This window comes from Bradyrhizobium genosp. P (assembly GCF_049949265.1).
Lineage (GTDB): Bacteria > Pseudomonadota > Alphaproteobacteria > Rhizobiales > Xanthobacteraceae > Bradyrhizobium.
Genome location: NZ_CP188195.1, coordinates 9,015,254 through 9,033,348, shown reverse-complemented (window position 1 = coordinate 9,033,348; position 18,095 = coordinate 9,015,254). Strand labels below are relative to the sequence as shown.

The 18,095-nt window shown below is 59.9% G+C and carries 17 protein-coding genes and 2 pseudogenes; 6 read left to right on the top strand and 13 right to left on the bottom strand.

Translation table 11 applies throughout. The annotated features are described in order from the left end of the window. Nucleotides 1-1,040: 1,040 nt before the first annotated feature. Entirely contained in the window at nt 1,041-2,279 is a 1,239-nt protein-coding gene (gene ltrA / locus ACP2YO_RS43330; RefSeq protein ID WP_426434049.1) for a group II intron reverse transcriptase/maturase, read from the top strand. Between the two features lie 468 nt (nt 2,280-2,747). Continuing rightward, entirely contained in the window at nt 2,748-3,041 is a 294-nt protein-coding gene (locus ACP2YO_RS43325) for a hypothetical protein (RefSeq protein WP_426437270.1), read from the top strand. 454 nt (nt 3,042-3,495) lie between these two features. Here ACP2YO_RS43325 and ACP2YO_RS43320 read toward each other — a convergent pair whose 3' ends face one another. The 6 genes from ACP2YO_RS43320 to ACP2YO_RS43295 form a co-directional block, all read right to left on the bottom strand. Beyond that, nucleotides 3,496-4,950 (bottom strand): IS1182 family transposase, encoded by a 1,455-nt coding sequence (locus ACP2YO_RS43320; protein WP_426435524.1) that lies wholly within the window; start codon nt 4,948-4,950, stop codon nt 3,496-3,498. Nucleotides 4,951-5,311: 361 nt separating this feature from the next. After that, nucleotides 5,312-5,536: a hypothetical protein gene (locus ACP2YO_RS43315; RefSeq protein WP_426437269.1), complete on the bottom strand. Its 225-nt coding sequence runs from the start codon at nt 5,534-5,536 to the stop codon at nt 5,312-5,314. 69 nt (nt 5,537-5,605) lie between these two features. Then, nucleotides 5,606-5,854 (bottom strand): hypothetical protein, encoded by a 249-nt coding sequence (locus ACP2YO_RS43310; RefSeq protein ID WP_426437268.1) that lies wholly within the window; start codon nt 5,852-5,854, stop codon nt 5,606-5,608. Nucleotides 5,855-6,103: 249 nt separating this feature from the next. Next, complete coding sequence (locus tag ACP2YO_RS43305) at nt 6,104-6,886, bottom strand: tetratricopeptide repeat protein (protein ID WP_426437267.1); 783 nt, start codon at nt 6,884-6,886, stop codon at nt 6,104-6,106. Next, the gene (locus ACP2YO_RS43300) at nt 6,846-7,214 is read right to left on the bottom strand and encodes a hypothetical protein (protein WP_426437266.1); all 369 of its coding nucleotides are present in this window, start codon (nt 7,212-7,214) and stop codon (nt 6,846-6,848) included. Before ACP2YO_RS43300 ends, ACP2YO_RS43305 begins: the two co-directional genes overlap by 41 nt. Before the next feature lie 369 nt (nt 7,215-7,583). Further along, nucleotides 7,584-9,128 carry a winged helix-turn-helix domain-containing tetratricopeptide repeat protein gene (locus ACP2YO_RS43295; protein ID WP_426437265.1) on the bottom strand — a complete coding sequence of 515 codons (1,545 nt, stop codon included), beginning with the start codon at nt 9,126-9,128 and terminating at the stop codon, nt 7,584-7,586. A 162-nt stretch (nt 9,129-9,290) separates the two neighbouring features. Here ACP2YO_RS43295 and ACP2YO_RS43290 point away from each other — a divergent pair, with 162 nt between their 5' ends. Continuing rightward, entirely contained in the window at nt 9,291-9,587 is a 297-nt protein-coding gene (locus ACP2YO_RS43290; protein WP_426437264.1) for a DUF1127 domain-containing protein, read from the top strand. Nucleotides 9,588-9,898: 311 nt separating this feature from the next. Here the strand turns inward: ACP2YO_RS43290 and ACP2YO_RS43285 are convergent, their stop codons facing one another. Both ACP2YO_RS43285 and ACP2YO_RS43280 read right to left on the bottom strand, forming a co-directional pair. Further along, nucleotides 9,899-11,455 (bottom strand): ISL3 family transposase, encoded by a 1,557-nt coding sequence (locus tag ACP2YO_RS43285; protein WP_426437263.1) that lies wholly within the window; start codon nt 11,453-11,455, stop codon nt 9,899-9,901. A 322-nt stretch (nt 11,456-11,777) separates the two neighbouring features. After that, on the bottom strand, nt 11,778-12,065 hold the full coding sequence (locus tag ACP2YO_RS43280) for a response regulator transcription factor (RefSeq protein WP_426437262.1): 288 nt from the start codon (nt 12,063-12,065) through the stop codon (nt 11,778-11,780). Nucleotides 12,066-12,293: 228 nt separating this feature from the next. Here ACP2YO_RS43280 and ACP2YO_RS43275 point away from each other — a divergent pair, with 228 nt between their 5' ends. Further along, the gene (locus tag ACP2YO_RS43275; RefSeq protein WP_426437261.1) at nt 12,294-12,509 is read left to right on the top strand and encodes a hypothetical protein; all 216 of its coding nucleotides are present in this window, start codon (nt 12,294-12,296) and stop codon (nt 12,507-12,509) included. Nucleotides 12,510-12,658: 149 nt separating this feature from the next. Here the strand turns inward: ACP2YO_RS43275 and ACP2YO_RS43270 are convergent, their stop codons facing one another. From ACP2YO_RS43270 to ACP2YO_RS43255, 4 genes and pseudogenes are all read right to left on the bottom strand, one after another. Beyond that, nucleotides 12,659-12,943, bottom strand: coding sequence for a hypothetical protein (locus ACP2YO_RS43270; RefSeq protein WP_426437260.1), 285 nt, complete (start codon nt 12,941-12,943; stop codon nt 12,659-12,661). Between the two features lie 474 nt (nt 12,944-13,417). Then, nucleotides 13,418-13,606 (bottom strand): hypothetical protein, encoded by a 189-nt coding sequence (locus ACP2YO_RS43265; RefSeq protein ID WP_426437259.1) that lies wholly within the window; start codon nt 13,604-13,606, stop codon nt 13,418-13,420. After that, nucleotides 13,603-14,031, bottom strand: a pseudogene (locus ACP2YO_RS43260) (hypothetical protein). The gene ACP2YO_RS43265 and the pseudogene ACP2YO_RS43260 overlap by 4 nt, the downstream one beginning before the upstream one ends. A gap of 340 nt (nt 14,032-14,371) precedes the next feature. Then, nucleotides 14,372-14,609, bottom strand: a pseudogene (locus ACP2YO_RS43255) (DUF3606 domain-containing protein). 660 nt (nt 14,610-15,269) lie between these two features. Between ACP2YO_RS43255 and ACP2YO_RS43250 the strand changes: the two are divergent. Both ACP2YO_RS43250 and ACP2YO_RS43245 read left to right on the top strand, forming a co-directional pair. Continuing rightward, complete coding sequence (locus tag ACP2YO_RS43250) at nt 15,270-15,470, top strand: ATP-binding cassette domain-containing protein (protein ID WP_426437258.1); 201 nt, start codon at nt 15,270-15,272, stop codon at nt 15,468-15,470. Continuing rightward, entirely contained in the window at nt 15,443-16,465 is a 1,023-nt protein-coding gene (locus tag ACP2YO_RS43245) for a transposase (protein ID WP_426437257.1), read from the top strand. Before ACP2YO_RS43250 ends, ACP2YO_RS43245 begins: the two co-directional genes overlap by 28 nt. Here ACP2YO_RS43245 and tnpC read toward each other — a convergent pair. Then, nucleotides 16,426-18,030: an IS66 family transposase gene (gene tnpC, locus ACP2YO_RS43240; protein WP_426443210.1), complete on the bottom strand. Its 1,605-nt coding sequence runs from the start codon at nt 18,028-18,030 to the stop codon at nt 16,426-16,428. The genes ACP2YO_RS43245 and tnpC overlap by 40 nt on opposite strands. Nucleotides 18,031-18,095: the final 65 nt, after the last annotated feature.

Sequence of the window (18,095 nt, the reverse complement as noted above, 5' to 3'; positions counted from 1 at the left end):
GCATGGCTCCTTGCATGCGCGAGCTCTAAAGACCGGGCCTTTTAAATATAAGAAAGATGGCGAGCATCAATAGCGCGCTCCAAATTCCCAAATGTGCAACTACCCGGGCTCTGCGTTCTATGGCTAGGAATTGCTTACGCGGCTCGATAGCAAGCAACGGGCGGAAGGAGATGGGGAGGTGTGCCTGACTGGATTGCATCTTGGATGCGTTTGGTACGTCGTGCAGCCAATGGTGGAAGTGTGGTCCGGCGGATTGCAGTCAGCGTAATCCCCAATGATGTGTCTGGGCATTACGGCTTACGCCCAACCCGACCCTGCAAAGCTAATCCTACGAAAAGATTCGGGATCGCGCACTAAGCCGCTGGCCTAATTTAACGTGCATCGATTGATCGGCGGCCCTTCTCTGGTTGCAGGCAACATCGTCTCCAAACGCGGCAATGCCTGCTACGGGTGTGCGCCGTGAAAAGGCGGCGCTTTCCAGTGGGTGCAAGTCCCACCCGGCAACCGCTCCAGCCGGAAGCAACCGGAGCAGTCATGGAGGTAACGAAATGGCTGAAGCCTCTGGTTAGCGTGTCACGATATACGGTGACAGCGCGAGTGTGCAGGCCGTAACGCGAGTAAACGCCGAGCAAGCCTCGAAAAGGACGATGCGCAGGCCGACCCGACAACCCTTTCGGGGAAGGCTGATACGGCTGGGTGAATGAGCGAAGCAGTACGCCCAGCCGCTGCGCCGGGGTAGTGGCGACAGCATGTACACAAGGAAAGCGTACGCAACACGGGAGACCCCAGGACGTGGTCAGGGATGATCAACCGGATGCCCGTGAGGGACAGGCCGGGCGCCCTGGGGAGACGGAGAGGTTCGCAGTACCGCTGAAGCCGGGTAATGCCGGGGGAGGGAAGGGACCTCAGTTCAAGACGAACGCAAGACGTAGTGAGGGACCTGGAGATTGGGCAACCTATCAACTCCGAAAAGTGTTCAGAAGCTGCAGACGGCGTTGCACGCGAAAGCGAAGGCAGAAGCCGGCTATCGCTTCTATGCCTTGTACGACAAGATCAGCCGCGAGGACATCCTGGCCCATGCCTATGCCCAGTGCCGCTCCAACAAGGGCGCACCGGGCGTGGATGGGCAAGATTTTGCGGGCATCGACGCGTATGGGGTGCAGCGGTGGCTTGGCGAACTGGCGCTTGCGCTCAGGCAGGAGACTTACCGACCGGACCCCATCAGAAGAGTGTTCATCCCGAAGGCCAACGGCAAACTCAGGCCGCTGGGCATCTCAACCCTGCGGGATCGGGTCTGCATGACAGCAGTGATGCTGGTGCTGGAACCGATCTTTGAAGCCGACCTTCCACCAGAGCAGTACGCTTACCGTCCCGGGCGCAATGCCCAACAGGCGGTGGTCGAAGTGGAAGCGCGGCTGTTCCGAAGCCACCCGGAAGTCGTTGACGCCGACCTCGCGGACTACTTCGGGAGCATTCCGCATACCGAACTTCTAAAGTCGGTAGCGCGCCGGATTGTTGATCGGCGCGTGCTGCATCTGATCAAGATGTGGTTGGAATGCCCCGTGGAAGAAACCGACGATCGAGGAAGGAAGACACGTACGACCGAAGCCCGGGACAACCGGCGCGGCATCCCGCAAGGTTCACCGATCTCACCATTGCTGGCAAATCTCTACATGCGCCGGTTCGTGCTGGGATGGAAGATGCTCGGGCTGGAACAAAGCCTCGGCTCTCGCATCGTGACCTACGCCGACGACCTTGTGATCCTGTGCCGGAGAGGCAAAGCCGAAGAAGCCTTGCAGCGACTGCGCGAGATTATGAGAAAGCTGAAGCTCACGGTCAACGAGGAGAAGACACGAATCTGCAAGGTCCCGGAAGGGGAGTTCGACTTCTTGGGTTACTCGTTCGGGCGGATGTACTCAGCGAGGACCGGCCAGGCACGCCTGGGTTACCGGCCATCAAAGAAGAGCATTAAGCGCATGGTCGAGAACGTCCACGCGCTGACCGACCGATCGGGGACATGGCAAGAAACCACAGAGCTAGTGGGCAAGTTGAACCGCACGCTACGCGGATGGGCCAACTACTTCAACGTAGGCACCGTCAACAAGGCGTATCGAGCGATCGACAACTACACAGCTGTGCGGTTGCGCCGGTGGTTGCGCATCAAGCACAAAGTTAGGCGACGCAAGGGCGGGACTTATCCACTCTCGCACCTCTACGGGCACTTCGGGCTCGTACGCTTAACTGCGCGTGGGCGCGACGTGCCGTGGGTGAAGGCGTGAAGTCTTGTCCGAGAGCCGGATGCGAGAGATTCGCCCGTCCGGTTCGATGAGCGGGATGTGGAAACGGAGTCATGGTTGAACCACTAAGGCACCGCCAGACGAAAGAGGCGGCAACAGATATGTTCAGCCTAAAGCCACCGCGCCACATCTCGACTCTACCATTCGCGTCGTTTGCGCGCTAGAAGAGCCGCTTCCGGTTTGCCCCCAACGACCGGACCACCCCCGAGCCGGTCTAGACTTCGCATACGGGCCACGAGCAGAAATTACCCTACAGTTTTTTGTCTCGAGGCTACACCGTCACGGTCAGTCGCCGCTCAACGAAACGTAGAAATGCGGTCGGGCACGGCTTCGCGCTTCTGGTTAGTCAAAACCAAAGAACTTGCTGACCTAATACTCGGTAGTTAGGCCAGCACTTGCGATACAACATCGTCAGACGTAGTATTTTGGCATAGGGCATTGGAGAGATCGATGATGAAGAGCATCGCAGTCGCCATCGCGTTCTTCTTTGCAATGCCTTCATTACCCTCGGTTGCACAACCGCGCTATGATTACGGACCGGGCGGCAATCCGTATCCGCGCACTTATCCCGGACCACCACGCGGCACTCCGTATTGGTCGGGCTATGTCGATGCCCCGGTTGGAGAGGCGATCCCTCCCTGCCACTGGATTACCCAGCGCTTCTGGGACGGGCAGGGCTGGCGGGAGCGCCGCGTGCGAATCTGCGGCGTCGATCAAGCTTGGCCTTCTAGCCCTTCTTTTTGATATCTTCCCGCGCCTGATCGTCGGTCTTGCCGATAACTATCGGCACCCACAGGGCCCAATAGGTCTTTGACGGATGATCTGTCTTTGACGACCTGCGATCTCCGCGAGGACGTAGCCTAACTCAGCCACCAGAGTGCAATCATCGTCCAGGGAAAATGACGCGCCTAGGGACCGCTTTGGGTCATCGGCGTCGATATAGCCGCCGGTCGGCCGTGTCCGGTCTACCCCTCACAGCGGGCATTTGGGCGAAGGCTGGTCTTCGTCGCGATGGGCCCAGGCTGTGTAAAAACGTCTTTCCTCCCCCAAAAACTGCACGCAACCGGGGACTATCCGTGTCAGACACGACGGTCTGAGCATATTTTTGCTTTGTCGGGTCCAGAGTCAACCCGGCCGCAAGCCCGGGCCACGCTGGCTACCTGAACGGTCACACGATACGCATAACAACACGAACTCTTCACGCCCGGATTGCCATCAGGAGTGGCTTGATGCCGACGATGTTCATTACGCGCGTGAGGTTGTAGGCGAGTACGTTCAGCGCCATTTCGGTCGCTACATTGGGCAACCGCTTCATCAGAAAGTGCGTCGCACCCATCCGCATCTTCAGTGTGGCGAACGGGTGCTCGACGGTTTCGCGGCGCACACGCATGGCTTGCGGGTTCTGATCGAGCCGCGTCTGCGCGGCCTCGACGACATGTTCATGTTCCCAGCGCTTGATGCGGCGCTCGTTGGACGTTGTGCATTGATCCTTGAACGGGCAGATGCGGCACGCCTTCGTCAAGTAAATCCGCATTTTCTGGCCATCTTCGTCAGCGGTGAAGTGGTGCGCCAGCTTCTCGCCGGCCGGGCAGCGGTAGACATCGTCCTCGGCCAAATAAACAAAATCAGATTTCCCAAAACGGCCTGCCGACTTGGCGCCCGAGGTCTGCGGCTTGGGCAGAGTGACCGCGACCCCGGCCCGTTCGCAGGCCAGGATTTCTTCACCTTTAAAGTAGCCCCGATCCGCCACGACGTCCAAGTTACCGCTGCACAGCGCGGCTTTCGCCGCCTGCGCCATCGTCGCCAGTTGCGATCTATCGGTGCCGACGTTGGTGACCTCGTGCGCGACAATCAGATGGTTCGTGGTGTCGACCGCACTTTGTACGTTGTAGGCGACCATGCCTGAGCCGCGTCCGCTCGTTGCCATCGAGCGGCAATCGGGATCGGTCAGCGATATCTGCTTGTCGGGCGAGGCGAGCAATGCCTTCTCAATCGCGGCCAGCCGTTTTACCTCTTCTTCTAGCTTCGCCAGCTTTTCCTTAAGCCGCGTCTTGGTCAGAAGCACCGTTTCCGACGGCTCTTCTCCTGCGGCAGTCTGACGGTCGGCGGTGTCGAGTTGGTTCATGTAGCGCGCCACGCTCTCTTCGATCTGCTTCTGGCGGCGCTGGATCTTGCCCTGCGTGAAGTTGTTGTCGCGACTGTTCACGGCCTTGAACTTGCTGCCGTCGATGGCAACGCTGGCCTTCGTCAGCAAGCCCATCTTGCGGCACAACGCAACGAATTGCGCGCAAACTTTCCTGATCGCTGGGCCATTGTCCTTGCGGAAGTCCGCGATCGTTTTGTGATCCGGCGCGAGCCGTCCGGTCAACCACATCACCTCGATATTGCGGCCAGCCTCGCGCTCCAGCCGCCGGCTCGATTGGATCCGGTTGAGGTAGCCGTAAATGTAGAGCTTGAGCATCGGCGAAGGATGATACGCCGGCCGGCCGGTCGCTGCAGGATCAACACCATCGAACCCGAGGTCGCGCAGTTCCAACGCATCCACGAACACATCGACCGCCCGAATAGAATTGCCCTCGTCGACCCAATCATCGAGGCATCCCGGCAACAGCGTCGTCTGCTGGCGATCCGCCCCTTGAACGAAACCCTGCATCTCTTCCCCCGCCGATTCAGCAAGAGAATCATAGCATCGACTGGGTTTTCACACAGCCTGGGCCATACGCGGAAGCGAAGTGGCACAGGTCGCGACACGGCATTGTGCGACCCGTGAAGAATGGTTCCACCAAGCCATGTAAGCGCGAAAATCCGTTGCGGTGGAACTTCAATTTCGCCGCTGATTGCTGGCACGCGGCGGATAGCTCCGCGCTGCCCCAGCTTCGTAGGCTACGCTGAACCGTGGTAGTCGCCTTCACTGAAAGACGATCCGCCAGCCTGCGTAGCGTTGGGACATTCCCCGAACCAAACTCGGCTCTGACTGCCTCAAAGCATTGCCTTTGTTTTTGGAGTGAGGACAATCATGTTGATGCCAATCTCGCTAAATGGCTGCGCCCAAGCAGCTTCTCATCGCGCGCCGGCACTAACCCTCGCTCACAAGCGAGCTTATAGGCGTATGCGGCCGTTAGTCCGTTGCTCATCGCAAGTTCAGTTCCTTTGACGGGATCGCCTAGATAAGCATGCAGGATTTGCTCGCGAATTTCTTTGGTGATCCTGTTGCGGCTATTCCATCTTCCAGTTGTCATTTGGCGCCTCCTTATGCGGAGCAATCAGCTTGAACGGGAACGCGGTTGCCGGCCGCCCAAAGGTCAATGTCAGAATGCATTCTTAAATTGCGCGAGGTAGTCGGGGCTCCCATAGACCCACATGGGCTCGTCACATTGCTGTGGGCCTTGGCCGTTGATGCAGGCGAAGCTCCAGGGCGGAGCTGCGACCTCGCGGCCCTCGATTCTGTATGCCTGCGGCAGACCGCTGCTTTTGTTTGTTCGCGCCTGAGCCGCAGCTGACATCGCCAGTGACGGTACGAGCAGCAGTGCTGCCAGAAGATATTTCATCTTCATCATTCGGTTCCTCGATTGCGGGCACCCACAAAATACAGTCGATCCGCGGTTTTAAGCGCTGAAGCCAGATGCCTATCCCTCACGACGTAGGTTCAAAATTGGCTCGCACCATTAAATTAGATTTTAGAGAGCTAAATTCGTATTTAGTTGCTTCGGTTACTCGAACGGCACATGTCCGACTTGGGTCATGAACTGACTCATGCACCGCAGCAAAGAGGGCATTTGTTCAATCACCTCGCGGGGTGCGCGTGTTCATTCCGGCAACCCTGCTTTCCGAAGTCCCTCAATCAGCAGCTTCGAGTTTGATTGCCCGCCCCGGGCGATCCACGCAGATATTGTGAAGGCAGCATCAACCTCAAGCAGACGCGCCGCCGCCTCACGGGCCTCAGCATCGCGTCCGAGATGGGCGAAGCCAGCGGCGAGACAGCGGTAAGTTGGCGGATGGGAAGGGTTGTGACGCTGAGCTTTCCTTCGTGCGGCGATGGCCTCGTCAAAGCGACCAAGCTCGATAAAGGCCAACCCCATCCCCTGAAACGTGTTGTGCAGATCCGGGTCTACTGGGCTCACGCGAATGGCACGTTCAAAGCTCCGGAGCGCTTCCTCTGGCAGGCCCACAAGTCTATAGACATGGCCTCTGCAGTGCCATGCGCTATATGAATTTGGGTTGAGCGTGACCGCCCGGTCTGCCATTTCGATCTCACTTTCACTGACGCCGACCATGAACGCCGAGATTAGTGCAGCCATTGCCAATATGTCCGGATCACCGTCGTCGATGCTCATAGCCAACCGAGCGAGCCGAACTGCTTTCTTGCGATCGAATTGAGGATCGGTGGAATACCCCCAAATGACGCTGTTCATGTGGCAGACACCTGCCAGAGAAGCGGCCGCGCCGAACCGCGGGTCCAGCTCCAAAGCGCGATGGGTCAGCCTTATCGTCTCGGCGAAAGCTTCGCGGGTCGATAGGTAAAACTGCTGGATGGCGCGGAGAAAAAAATCATAGGCAGTGAGGTTCTCTGGTCGCCGCCGCGTCGCCATTGCAATTTCTGTTTGAAACAACTTTGGCTGAATGGCTGAGACGACGGCGGCCGTCACTTCGTCCTGGAGAGCGAAAAACCTCGGTCACGTCACGCTCGAACCTGTCCGCCCAGATGTGCGCGCCCGTCGCCGCATCAATCAACTGCCCCGCGATGCGAACTTTCCCCAACGCCTTGCGCACAGACCCCTCAAGGACATAGCGCACGCCAAGCCTGCGTCCGACTTCCTTTATGTCGATCGCTCTGCCCTTGAAGGTGAAACTCGAATTGCGAGCGATCACGAACAACCATTTGAATCGGGAAAGCGCCGTAGTGATCTCCTCAACCACCCCGTCCGCAAAATACTCCTGCTCGGGTGCTCGGGATCGCCGCTCATGTTCTGGAACGGTAATACGGCGATCGAGGGCTTGTCCGGGAGGGCGAACACGACCTCTGAACATTCCACGTGGCTGTCCGAGAGGAGCGCGGCGCCAGTAGGCCGATTCGTTTCGTGCACCGCGCCGACGAAGCGAAAGCCCTTTCGCGGCGGTGTTTTGATGAGGCGTTGTTCTTCGCCGGAATCGCCGATCGCGCTTCGGGAAGCGTTTAGGCGGGTCACTAAGGGCGCCTCCATATGTGAGGTGTCGCCACTTCGCTGATGGGCCAATACGCGACATTCAAGGTCGACCGCGAATGGCGGCGAGCCGGGCGCGGTTATCTCAATCGGGCACGCCAACGATACGGCAGGCTTCGATATAGAGTTCAACGTCCTCTTGCCGATGATTTGCGACCAGTTTCCTAATTTGAGAAATCGTCGTCATAGGAGCGCCATCTTTACGTCGATGGGCCACCATCATCTGCGCATCGTTAATACGGCCGAGCATGGCGTAACTCGCCCTAGCAATCCCTATGGCCGCGCTGTAGTTTTTTTTACGGGCCAGCGATTTGGTAGCCCACGATAGCGCAACCTCGAAACGACGAAGATAGAAATTGGCCCACGCCAGTCCGGCCTCCACAAGATAGATTTCGGGATCGAGGGGATTTAGCCGCATGGCGTAGTGGAATTGCTCGAGGGCAGGCTCGTGTCGACCGAGGTAAATGCTAATCCAGCCGCGCATTCGCCAAGCTACGGACAAGTTGGGGTTTACGGCAATTGCCTGATCCGCGATCACATCGGCAGTTCCGGTGTCCTTTAATACGTTGCCGAAAAAGTTTGCTGCCCGCGCAAGCGCAAACGCGTCATCCGCTCCCACTTCGACTGCGCGCAAAGCATATTGCTTGCCTTCGGCGGCAGCGTCATCGGTTGTGATCCAACCTTGGTCTTTCTGGTCAATATAGCAGTCCAAGGTCAGGCCATACGCGGCTGCAAAATTGGGATCGAGCGAAATCGCTTGCCGCGCAAGCCGCACAGCATCTTCATGTCCTTTGCGGGTAAGACGCCTTTGAGAGTGGATAGCGCGGTAGTACAAGTCAACGGCGTCGAGGCTTTCGGTTGGTTTGCGCTCCGACCGATCGATTTCCGCCAGTTCCAAGCGCGGCGCGATTGCCCCGACCACGCTGGAGGTGACCTTATCCTGCAGCGCAAAGATGTCATCCAGAGATCCGTCAAACCGATCAGCCCATAGATGTGCACCAGTAGTGGCCTCGATGAGCTGGCCGCTGATACGGACCTTGCCGCCAGCCTTTCTGATACTGCCTTCGAGCACGTAACGCACACCAAGTTCACGGCCGACCTGCTTGATATCGACAGCCTTGCCCTTGTAGGTGAAGCTCGAATTGTGGGCGATGACGAACAGCGATTTGAACCGCGAGAGCGCGGTGATGATGTCCTCCACCATACCATCGGTGAAGTATTCCTGCTCGGGGTCGCCGGACAAATTCTGGAACGGCACGACGGCGATCGACGGCTTGTCGGGGAGCGCGAGGGTTGGCTTCAGCGCGGTTGCCGGCGCGTGCTCTTCCCGGACCGCACCGATGAATCGGAGGCCTTTACGTGGCAGTGTCTTGATGAGGCGCTGCTGCTCGCCGGAATCGCCAAGGGCAGCCCTGGCGGAATTCAGGCGCGTTGTAAGTGCAGCATCCGACACGCTGCGTCCATTCCAAACGGCGTTGATGAGGTCGTCTTTACCGACGACGCGCTCCCGGTTGCGGATCAGGTAGTCCAGCAGGTCGAACACCTGTGGTGCAATGGAAACAACGTCAGCCCCGCGACGCAGCTCGCGCCGGTCGGTGTCGAATGCGTACTCCTCGAAGAGATAGCGCAAGGTGCCAATCCCCTTGGACGAGAGCCCCCCGACAACCGGGCTTTGGCCTATCTGGACATGGCAAGAATAAGCTTCCGGTGAGGAAAATGTAAGCGGCCGATCAAGCGTGCCCACCGATCTCGTGGCACCCTCGTGCCGGTGAAAGACACCGGAGACACCGCAATGAGCACGACGCACGGCACAACGTGGCTGGAACGGGCATCCGTATCGACCCGGCATGTCTTCGACTTCATCTGGAAATATTGGGATGCCTTTCGGGAGCGCCGCGAACGCCAAAAATTGCGCGCTACCTTGTCCGATTTAAGTGGCCGGGAGCTGATGGATATAGGCACTACGCGCGGCGAGATCGACTACGTCGCCTCGCACCGAGGTATCGACCCGCGAGGCATCCGATCCGGCGAATGGCTGCGATACCTGCCAACGGTGGACGGCCAAATTTGGCCCACTGACTTCCGATAGGGGTCATCAGCGCCATTTGGGAGGTCGGCCAGTCACTTCCGGTCTACTCCGATAAGCGGGCCAACTCAGAGCCCGTTCGGACTTCGCATTCGGGCCAACAGGCTGTGAATAAGCTCCGAAGCGGGACCCCTGCCGAAACCGCGCCAACCAATTGAATCAGCTAAGGAAGCCAGCAGCGTGATGGGGTCCCGATCGGCGCCGATCGGGACCCCATCTCAAATGAAATTCCTCGCGAAGTATCAATGCATTGAGGCTGATCAGGGCGGGGTCCTACTTCGGCTCTGACGCATATTCGATGACGGCTTTGCGGATCACGCGGCGCCGAGCAATCGTGCTTCGAGAAGGTCAAGTTTTGCGCGACCGTACATTTGCCGTTTGACGAGTTTGAGTTTCGTAATCTGCGCTTCGACCTGGCCGTTTGACCAAGGCTGCGTGATCGCAGCGCGCACGGCGGCTTTGTCCCTGAGGACTCCCGTCGCGAGGGATGATAGGAGGCTTGCCTTTGCGTTCGCGATCCAGACATCGAGTTTGGCCTCGTCCTTCTTTCGGATCATGTCGTGGAATTGGTCGACGAGCGTGCGGGCCTCAACAAGGGACGGCACACCAGCCTCAATGGCGGCGATGACCACGGCATCAGCCTTGGTCATGCAATTTCGGTTAGTCGTCATGAGACGGGCGATGGTTCTGGCCGAAGGAACCCTTTGCAGCTGCTGTTTGCTGACCGTTTCCGACCGACGTCGACGTGTTGTCCACTCGCCAACCGAACGCAGCGATCCCCGGAACCCACGCGCCTGCAAGCGACGCCAGAGTTCGGCGCCATTGCGACAGCCACTGCTCCACTGGCCCTCAAGGAACAGATAGTACGCATCGAGCGAGCGCTGTCGCGTTTGGAACACGTCGGTTCGCCCGCCACGCAACGTCTGCCGAACGAGATTTCGACTATGACCCAGGCGGCGGACAATCTGCTTGATCGACACGCCGTCCCTGGCGAGCGCCATGATTGCCACATTTGTATCCTCGCGCCGTAGATAGCTCTCGTATCGCAGCTTTTCTGCCGAGGTGAGCAACTCTGGGGTGATGGTTGTCGAGCCAATGGCGCTGCGGATTGCGCGCATGGACTTGCGCACCGCGTCGAGGAAGGCCGAACTGGCGTTCTCCATCAGATGCCAGCGATCAGCGACCTGGATGGCGTCCGGCAGCGCACTGGTGGCCGCCTCGCCATAACCGCCGCCGCGATCGCGGGACACGATCTTGATGCCCGGATGATCGGCGAGCCAGGCCCGAACCGTCGCGACCTCGCGATCTGGCAACAGCGTCACGATCCGTCGCCGCTCAAGGTCGCACACAATCGTTCCGTAGCGGCGATTGCGTCGAAAGGCCCAATCGTCGACGCCAACGACGGTCAGAGGGTCGGCTCGTGGCGCCGTCCGCCGCCGTACAACCCGAAGTAACGTATCGTTGCTCACCGGCAGCATCAGTCGCCTGGCAAAGCTCGCCGCGGGCCGGCCGCCGAGTGCCAGCCCCAGATGGTGGACGATGCATTCCAGCCGTGCCGTCCGGCGCGACCGGACTAGGAGAACGTCGTCCCCGAACCGTTCAGCGAAAATCCGCCGCCGACAATGAGGTACCTCGCAAACGAACCGCCGCGTGATCACGCGGAGGCGTATTTCCTTGCCGGCACAGGGCAAATCCGCAACCTGTCTGTCGTACCGGCTATGGATTCGGCGCGATCTCGCCCCGCACAATGGGGACCCGGCCACGCCGCCCTCGGATCGGACGGCTAAAATAATCGAGTCAGATGAATCACTTACACTCTCGATAACCAACCCACTCGGCACAAGCGACGAGATTCGAATACCGGCTCGCATGGCGCTGATTCCCCCGTTGGAGAACCGCAAGCTCGGCAGACAAAATCATCAGATGTGAGTCAGACCCCTACTTCGGTGCTTGTCCACAGCCGAGATAACGGCGGAGGCGGTTGTCGTTCGGCTGCGCCGCGTCGAGGAGTGGCGTCGGAGGTGGGTGCCCGCCGCATGGCCGTTGAGCGCGGGTTGGTCGAACGATAGCGAGACGTTGAGGCGCACCCACGGGGCTAGATCACTCCGGCTCCTCGGTTGGCCGATCAGCGTTGGCTCGCTGTCACCTCTCGAAGATGCAATGCAATTTCCGTGAGGCTGTAAGGCCTGGGAATTAACCGCCGCCAGCCGGAAGTTTGTCCCGCACGTCCACGGCCCCCGAAGTGGCAATAATCGCAATGGACGGCCAGCGGTCGCGAACCGCCGCAGCGAGCTTCAAACCATCCATTGAACCGGGCATCTGGATATCGGTGAAGATCACCCGGACGTCGTCGCGCGCTTCGAGAATTGCAATCGCGTCATCGGCATTCTTCGCATCGGCCGAGTGGAACCCGCAAGCCTCGATCATATCAACCGCGTTCATCCGGATCAGAAACTCATCTTCGACAATAAGGACGACCATGGGCGTCATTGTGTGTGCTTGCCCGGCTGTGATTTGCAGACCTGTAGAATTAATGAGAGCTAAAGCGAGGGCGCAGCTCGTTCGTTCCTTGGCAGGCGTCCGCGCGGGCAGCTCTCAGGCGCGCGCCCGCCATCGGCTTCGTCATCCGCCTACTTAGGAACGTCGCGTGAACCTCCGCGTAGTCGCGTACATCCCCGCATAAGGGATGCAACAAACGGGAGAAACACTATGTCCAAAGAAGCGGCTGAACATCACCGCAAAGCGTCGGAGCATCATACGCACGCCGCTAAGCACCACGGCGAAGCTGCCAAGCACTATGAGGGCGGCAATCACGAAAAAGCGTCGCACCATGCTCATGCAGCGCAGGGCCACAGCTCGCACGCAAGAGAGCACGGCGAGCATGCCAGCCGCGCTCACAGCAAGGAATATGGTAATAAGACCTGAGCCGACTGTCGGCTAGATGGCGTTCGAAGGATGATCAAATATCCCCTTGGGGAGAAGAATGCTCCCCAAGGTTGAGACGTCGATGCCGTCATGATGCGGTGATGGCCTCCTCCCACGATGCTTGCACCGCGTGTCAGCAGGCCGAGGCTTTAAAACTGGAATGGAGCGACCGAAACGGAAATCTTGCCGTCCGATGCTTGTTGCACGGTGAAATTCACCTCTTTGGAGGCTTTCGTGTCGCCGACGGTCGCGGAAATGGCGCCGCTGCATTCCAGCGTTCGCTTGTCCTTGCTTGTCGAGGTCGTGACTATTTTCTCGCCGAGACGATACAGCGGTTTTGTGCTCTCCGAATTCGCCGATTGATCGGTTCCCGCCCCTGTGCCGCTCGAATTGCTTTTTCCCGCGCTTGAGTTCTCCGCCGCGTAGGTGCCCAACCGATTGCCGTGGTCGTCTGAAATGGTCTTCAGGACGGCGCTGCGGGTTTCGAATGAGTCGCAATCGGGTTTGGCATTGCAGCCTGCGAGAAAGATCAGGAAGGGAACGCCCCAAAGGGCTTGCGATGGTCGGAAACAATACGGCATTCAGCGTGCTTCTGCGGGTTTGAACACGTTTGGCAACCGACTGGAATTCGCATTGTTCCTACCAGGGTGTTGCCGGTTGGACACGACAGACAACTCAGTAAAAGCTGTCCGAGTGCGGCCGCGGGCTTTGCGCTTGTTTGTTACGCACACCAGCGTGGTTCGAAGGCTGAGATAGTGGAGACGTGCGCACGCGCGCTCCTGATTTTCGGTCTCGCCTTCATCGGGGCGGCTTTTCCGGAGGTCCTCAAGGTCTTCCGGGGGCGAGGCTCGCATTATGGACGGGCCGACTAACCGGGTCGTCGAAGTGGCGTTTCCAGAGCGAACGCCTCAAGCGCTACCGCCGTCGGCCTGTCCGGCGTTAATCGCCTTCTCGACCTCGTCGGCGAGCGCTGAGAGATGATCGGCGAGGCGCGTATACAATTCGCGCTTGTCGGGGTCGGTTGCGAGATCGCGAACGAGTGCGGCCTCGGCTGCATCGCCGCGCAGCTTCTCCAAGCTCGCGAGCATATCTTTCATCTTGTGCTACTCCCGCCCGGTTGGTGCTGCGGTTTGCCCCATAGCTGCAACAGCGTGGCCGGCAGGCGCTTCCCAGCGGCTCGGCACTTCGCGCACACAAGGCGGCTGGCGAGGTCGTGGACGCGCGTCGTGCGTCACGCTTCGCCTTGCACCGGCTGCAGGCTATTTGGAGCCACGGGAAGCCGCCGTTGATCGCCTGATCGATCGTTGGACTGGGATCGAGCGGACCGCCGTCACTCCACATCTTCTCATTCCAGCTCTGACAGGCGAGGTTGTCGGCCTCGCGGATCAGAGACTCACCCGCCGCACGTTTCTCCGCCGACCGCTCGGCGAGGATCGTCGTCATCGCCCGGGTTGCGCAGCTCCTTCGCCAGCGCCTTGCGGTCGCCGCCACTCAGCGGGGTGGGGTGATGGTTTGCGGCCATGGAAGCCATTCTGGGCGCACGGGCCGTCTTGCGCAATTGCCCAGTCGGGGTGCGGCCCGCGGTCACTCAGACGCTCGCAACGATAAACCGAAGGACGAAGTAAGCGCTAAAGCCAACCGCCGCTGTGGCCGCTATCGCGAGAAGGACGCGCCACAGTTCGACGGGACCGCGAAAGCCTTCGTTTTGATGATCGGTCACCCGAGCCTCTTTGCCCCCGCCGCGGAATAGCCCCCAGCCCACCGACAGCCCACCGGGGGTAGGGCTAGGGGCTTCCACGTTAGTGCACGCTCAGTCCGCTCGACCTGAGCGGCGACTCAACTATGTGCGTCTGGGGTCGTTCCTAACGCGCAGGTGAGCGCCGGGCCTTAGTTTTCCCCTTGGGAGGAGGGAGGCGGAGACTTGCTTCAATGCGTTTGCGGAGGTCGCCGACTTTCTTGATGGCCTTCTTGATCGTCAATGCCGACCGGCCGGTCTTTCTTCTTCCTCTCGTACTCCACCTTAGATACTTGCCCGCCCGCGACGCGGGCGCCATCCTGTTTGCGACCGCGACTGGTTTGTTTCTTCTTTGCCGCCGTGATGGCCTCTCCCTCGGTGTTGGAACTTACAAACGCCCGGTGGCTCCGGCGAGTTCCAAGCGGATAGCGGGCAAAACTCTAGGGCTGGCAGTGGCGTCTTGACGAGGGTGCTATATTCAGCGTGCCACACTGAGTCGAAGGCCGACACCATGCCAAGCAACCCGCAACGCAAACTTCCTTTAAACACCGCCCGGCCACCCTACAGGACGCTCGCAGGCTGGGCGCTCGGGACCTTGATCGAGGAGGGCGCGGTGATCGAATGCCCGGACCACGGCCACCGGATTGACCGCGCGGACCCTGAGGCTTGGAACCGGGCGAGGGCGGAGGCGTGGCGCAACCCATATCCCGGGGCATCGCCGGAGGACTGCATTGCCGCACTCGATGAGTTCGCTCACGGCATCGGCGATACCTGCCCGGATTGCTGATGCCGGACTCCACTACCGGGTACCGAGACGCCTAATGTGCGCTGCGTTGCGCTCGCGGCACAACGAGTCCGCGTAGCTGTACGCGAGATATCCGAAAGAAACTCTATCAGCCTTCTGGGATGGCGGTTGATCGATAGGGGAGGGTATATCAGGCGAGAGATCGCGGATCGCGCGAGTGATATAATTCAAACTATCAGAGATCGCATAGATCTCCGGGCCATAATGCGCTCCCTCGCTCGTGAGCGAGACATCCATCGGTAAAACGAGCGGTTCATGTGAAAGCAATTTTCTGTACCTATCCGAGGGGGAGAAACAACGTCTACCGCTCGCGCGTGTATTGCTCGCGAAGCAAGATCTGGTCCTGCTCGACGAGCCGACGTCGCTTTGGAGCAATCGGCTGGCTGGCTCGCCGTGGCTGGCCTTGACCAGCAGGACATGATCGAGCAGGTCCGCCGCGATCTGACGCGGGGTTTGAAGAAGGCCGAGACCGGTCGCAACGGCCTGACCCCACAACAGGTGTTGCGCTCGCTGGTTCTGATGCGCGTCAAGAACTGGAACTATCGCGAATTGCGCGAGCGGATTGCCGACGGATGCACACTGCGCCAGTTCACCGACTTCTATTGTCTGCCGGTGCCTCGACATGACGCATTCAACCGTGGCTTCAATCGGCTGACGCCCGCGACGCTCAAGGCGATCAATGATCTGGTGGTGCAGGCGGCAGTCGGGCTCGGTCTGGAGGACGGCAAAAAGCTGCGTGTCGACACCACGGTGGTGCAAACCGACATTCACCATCCGACCGACAACACGCTGTTGTGGGATGTTGTTCGCGTCGTGACGCGCCTGATCGGCCGCCTTGCCGCGGCGCTGGGACGCCGGCGTATCAAGGGTTTTCGGGATCGGACGCGATCGGCGCGGCGCCGGATGCAAGAGATTCAGCGGATGACCTCAAGGCAGCGCCAGCAGCAGCAGACCGCGAGATACCGCGAACTCATCGGCATCACCGAGGAGGTTATCGCAAGCGCTCGAACCACGCTCCGGCAGACCCGCCAAGCGCGCGGCACAGATATGATCAGCGAACTGGCCATCGCGGAGACGCGCAAAGAGATCGAGCACTTTTGTGATCTTGGGACCTGTGTGGTCAATCAGTCGCGCCGCCGTGTGCTCGATGGCGAGCAAGTTCCGACTGCCGAGAAGCTCTATTCGATTTTTGAGCCCCATACCGACCTCATCAAGCGCGGCAAGGTGCAGACGCCGATCGAGTTCGGCCACAAGGTGTTCCTTGCCGAAAGCGCGCGCGGCTTGATCACGCAGTATGACGTGCTGGACGGAAATCCCATCGACGAACAGCATGTGGTCATCTCGCTGGAACGTCGTAAGCGTGTAGCCGAAGCCGTTCAGGCTCTGAAGTTCCACGGCATGAGGGCATCGATCTGAGTGATCGGCCACCGGTTCGCGATGCGCTCGAGCGTTTGCGTGAGCCAGGCGAGTGGATCGACGTCGTTCATTTTGGCGGTCTGCAGAAGCGTAGCGATGGTCGCCCAGGAGCGGCCGCCACCAGGGCTACCCGCGAAGAGCGCATTTTTTCTTGTGATTGCCTGGGGTCTGATGGTCCGCTCGACGATATTGGAGTCGATCTCGATACGACCGTCGCTCAGAAAGCGCTCGAGTGCGGCGCGTCTGGATGTGGCATAGCGGATCGCCTCGGCGAGCTTGGATTTGCCGGACAGACGCGGCAGCTCCTTCTCCCACAGATCGAACAGCGCCGCAACGATGGGGGCGGACCTTTGCTGGCGCGCATTCAGCCGCGTCTCAGGATCCTGGCCGCGGATATCGGCCTCGATCTCCCACAGCTCGACCATGGTGGTGACGGTCTGTGTCGCCAGGCGCGAGCTCTCGTTGACGTGAAGCTCGTAGAACCGTCTCCTGACGTGGGCAAAGCACGCTGCAAGCCGCACTCCCTCGTTGGCGCCCGCCGACCTGGCGAGCCGATTATAGGCGGCATAGCCATCGACCTGGAGGATGCCAGCAAAGCCTGCCAGATGGCGCTCGACGCATTCGCCGCCACGGCTGTCCTCGAAGCGATAAGCGACCATCGGTGGACCGATGCCGCCAAACGGCCGGTCGTCACGGGCATAAGCCCACAGCCAGGCCTTTTGCGTCTTGCCGGATCCGGGAGCGAGCGTTGGCAGGGTCGTCTCATCGGCGAAGATCCGTTCGCCTTGCTTGACCTTTTCCAGCACATAGTCGGCCAGCGGCTGCAATTCGAAGCCGACCTTGCCCATCCACTGCGCCATCAACGAGCGGTCCAGCTCGACCCGATCGCGGGCGTAGATCGCTTCCTGCCGGTAAAGCGGCAGCCCGTCCGCATATTTGGAGACGGCAATCTGGGCCAGAAGCGCTTCAGTCGGAAGGCCGCTCTCGATCAAATGGGCAGGCGCTGGCGCCTGTACCACGCCGTCGCGGTTGCGATAGGCGTATTTCGGGCGGCGCGTGACGATCACGCGGAACTTCGCCGGCGTCACATCCAGCCGCTTCGACACGTCCTCGCCGATCAGCACCTTCTCCAGCCCCTCGCACCCGGCAGGAACCTCCGGCTCGATGACGATCTCCACCCGCTCCAGATGCGCCCCGAACTCCTTGCGCGGCCGCGGCACGCGTTTCGGCATGTCCTTGCCGCCAGCCTTGGCCAGTTCGGCTTCAACCGCCGACACGCCGGTCTCAATCTCCTCGAACACGAAGGCGATCTGCTCCGTGCTCAGCTTGTCGCTGCGCAAGCGTTCCGAGCGCGTGCCGTAAAGCGTGCGCTCCAGCATTTTGACGATCGCCGTCAGCTCCACGATCCGCGCATCGGCGGCCTTGTTGATCGCCGTAAGATCGGTGTTTGCAGCGGCAATGCGGCTGTTCTCGGCCTCGATCGCCGCCCGCTCTTCCGCCAAGGCGACGATCAGCGCGTGGGCTTCGGCAAGCGTCGTCGGGAGCTCTGTAACGGGCGTCGTCATCGTCGCCATCACAGCAGAGTCGCCGCCACTCTTCCAAACTTTTCAGCACCCTGATTCAATTCGCC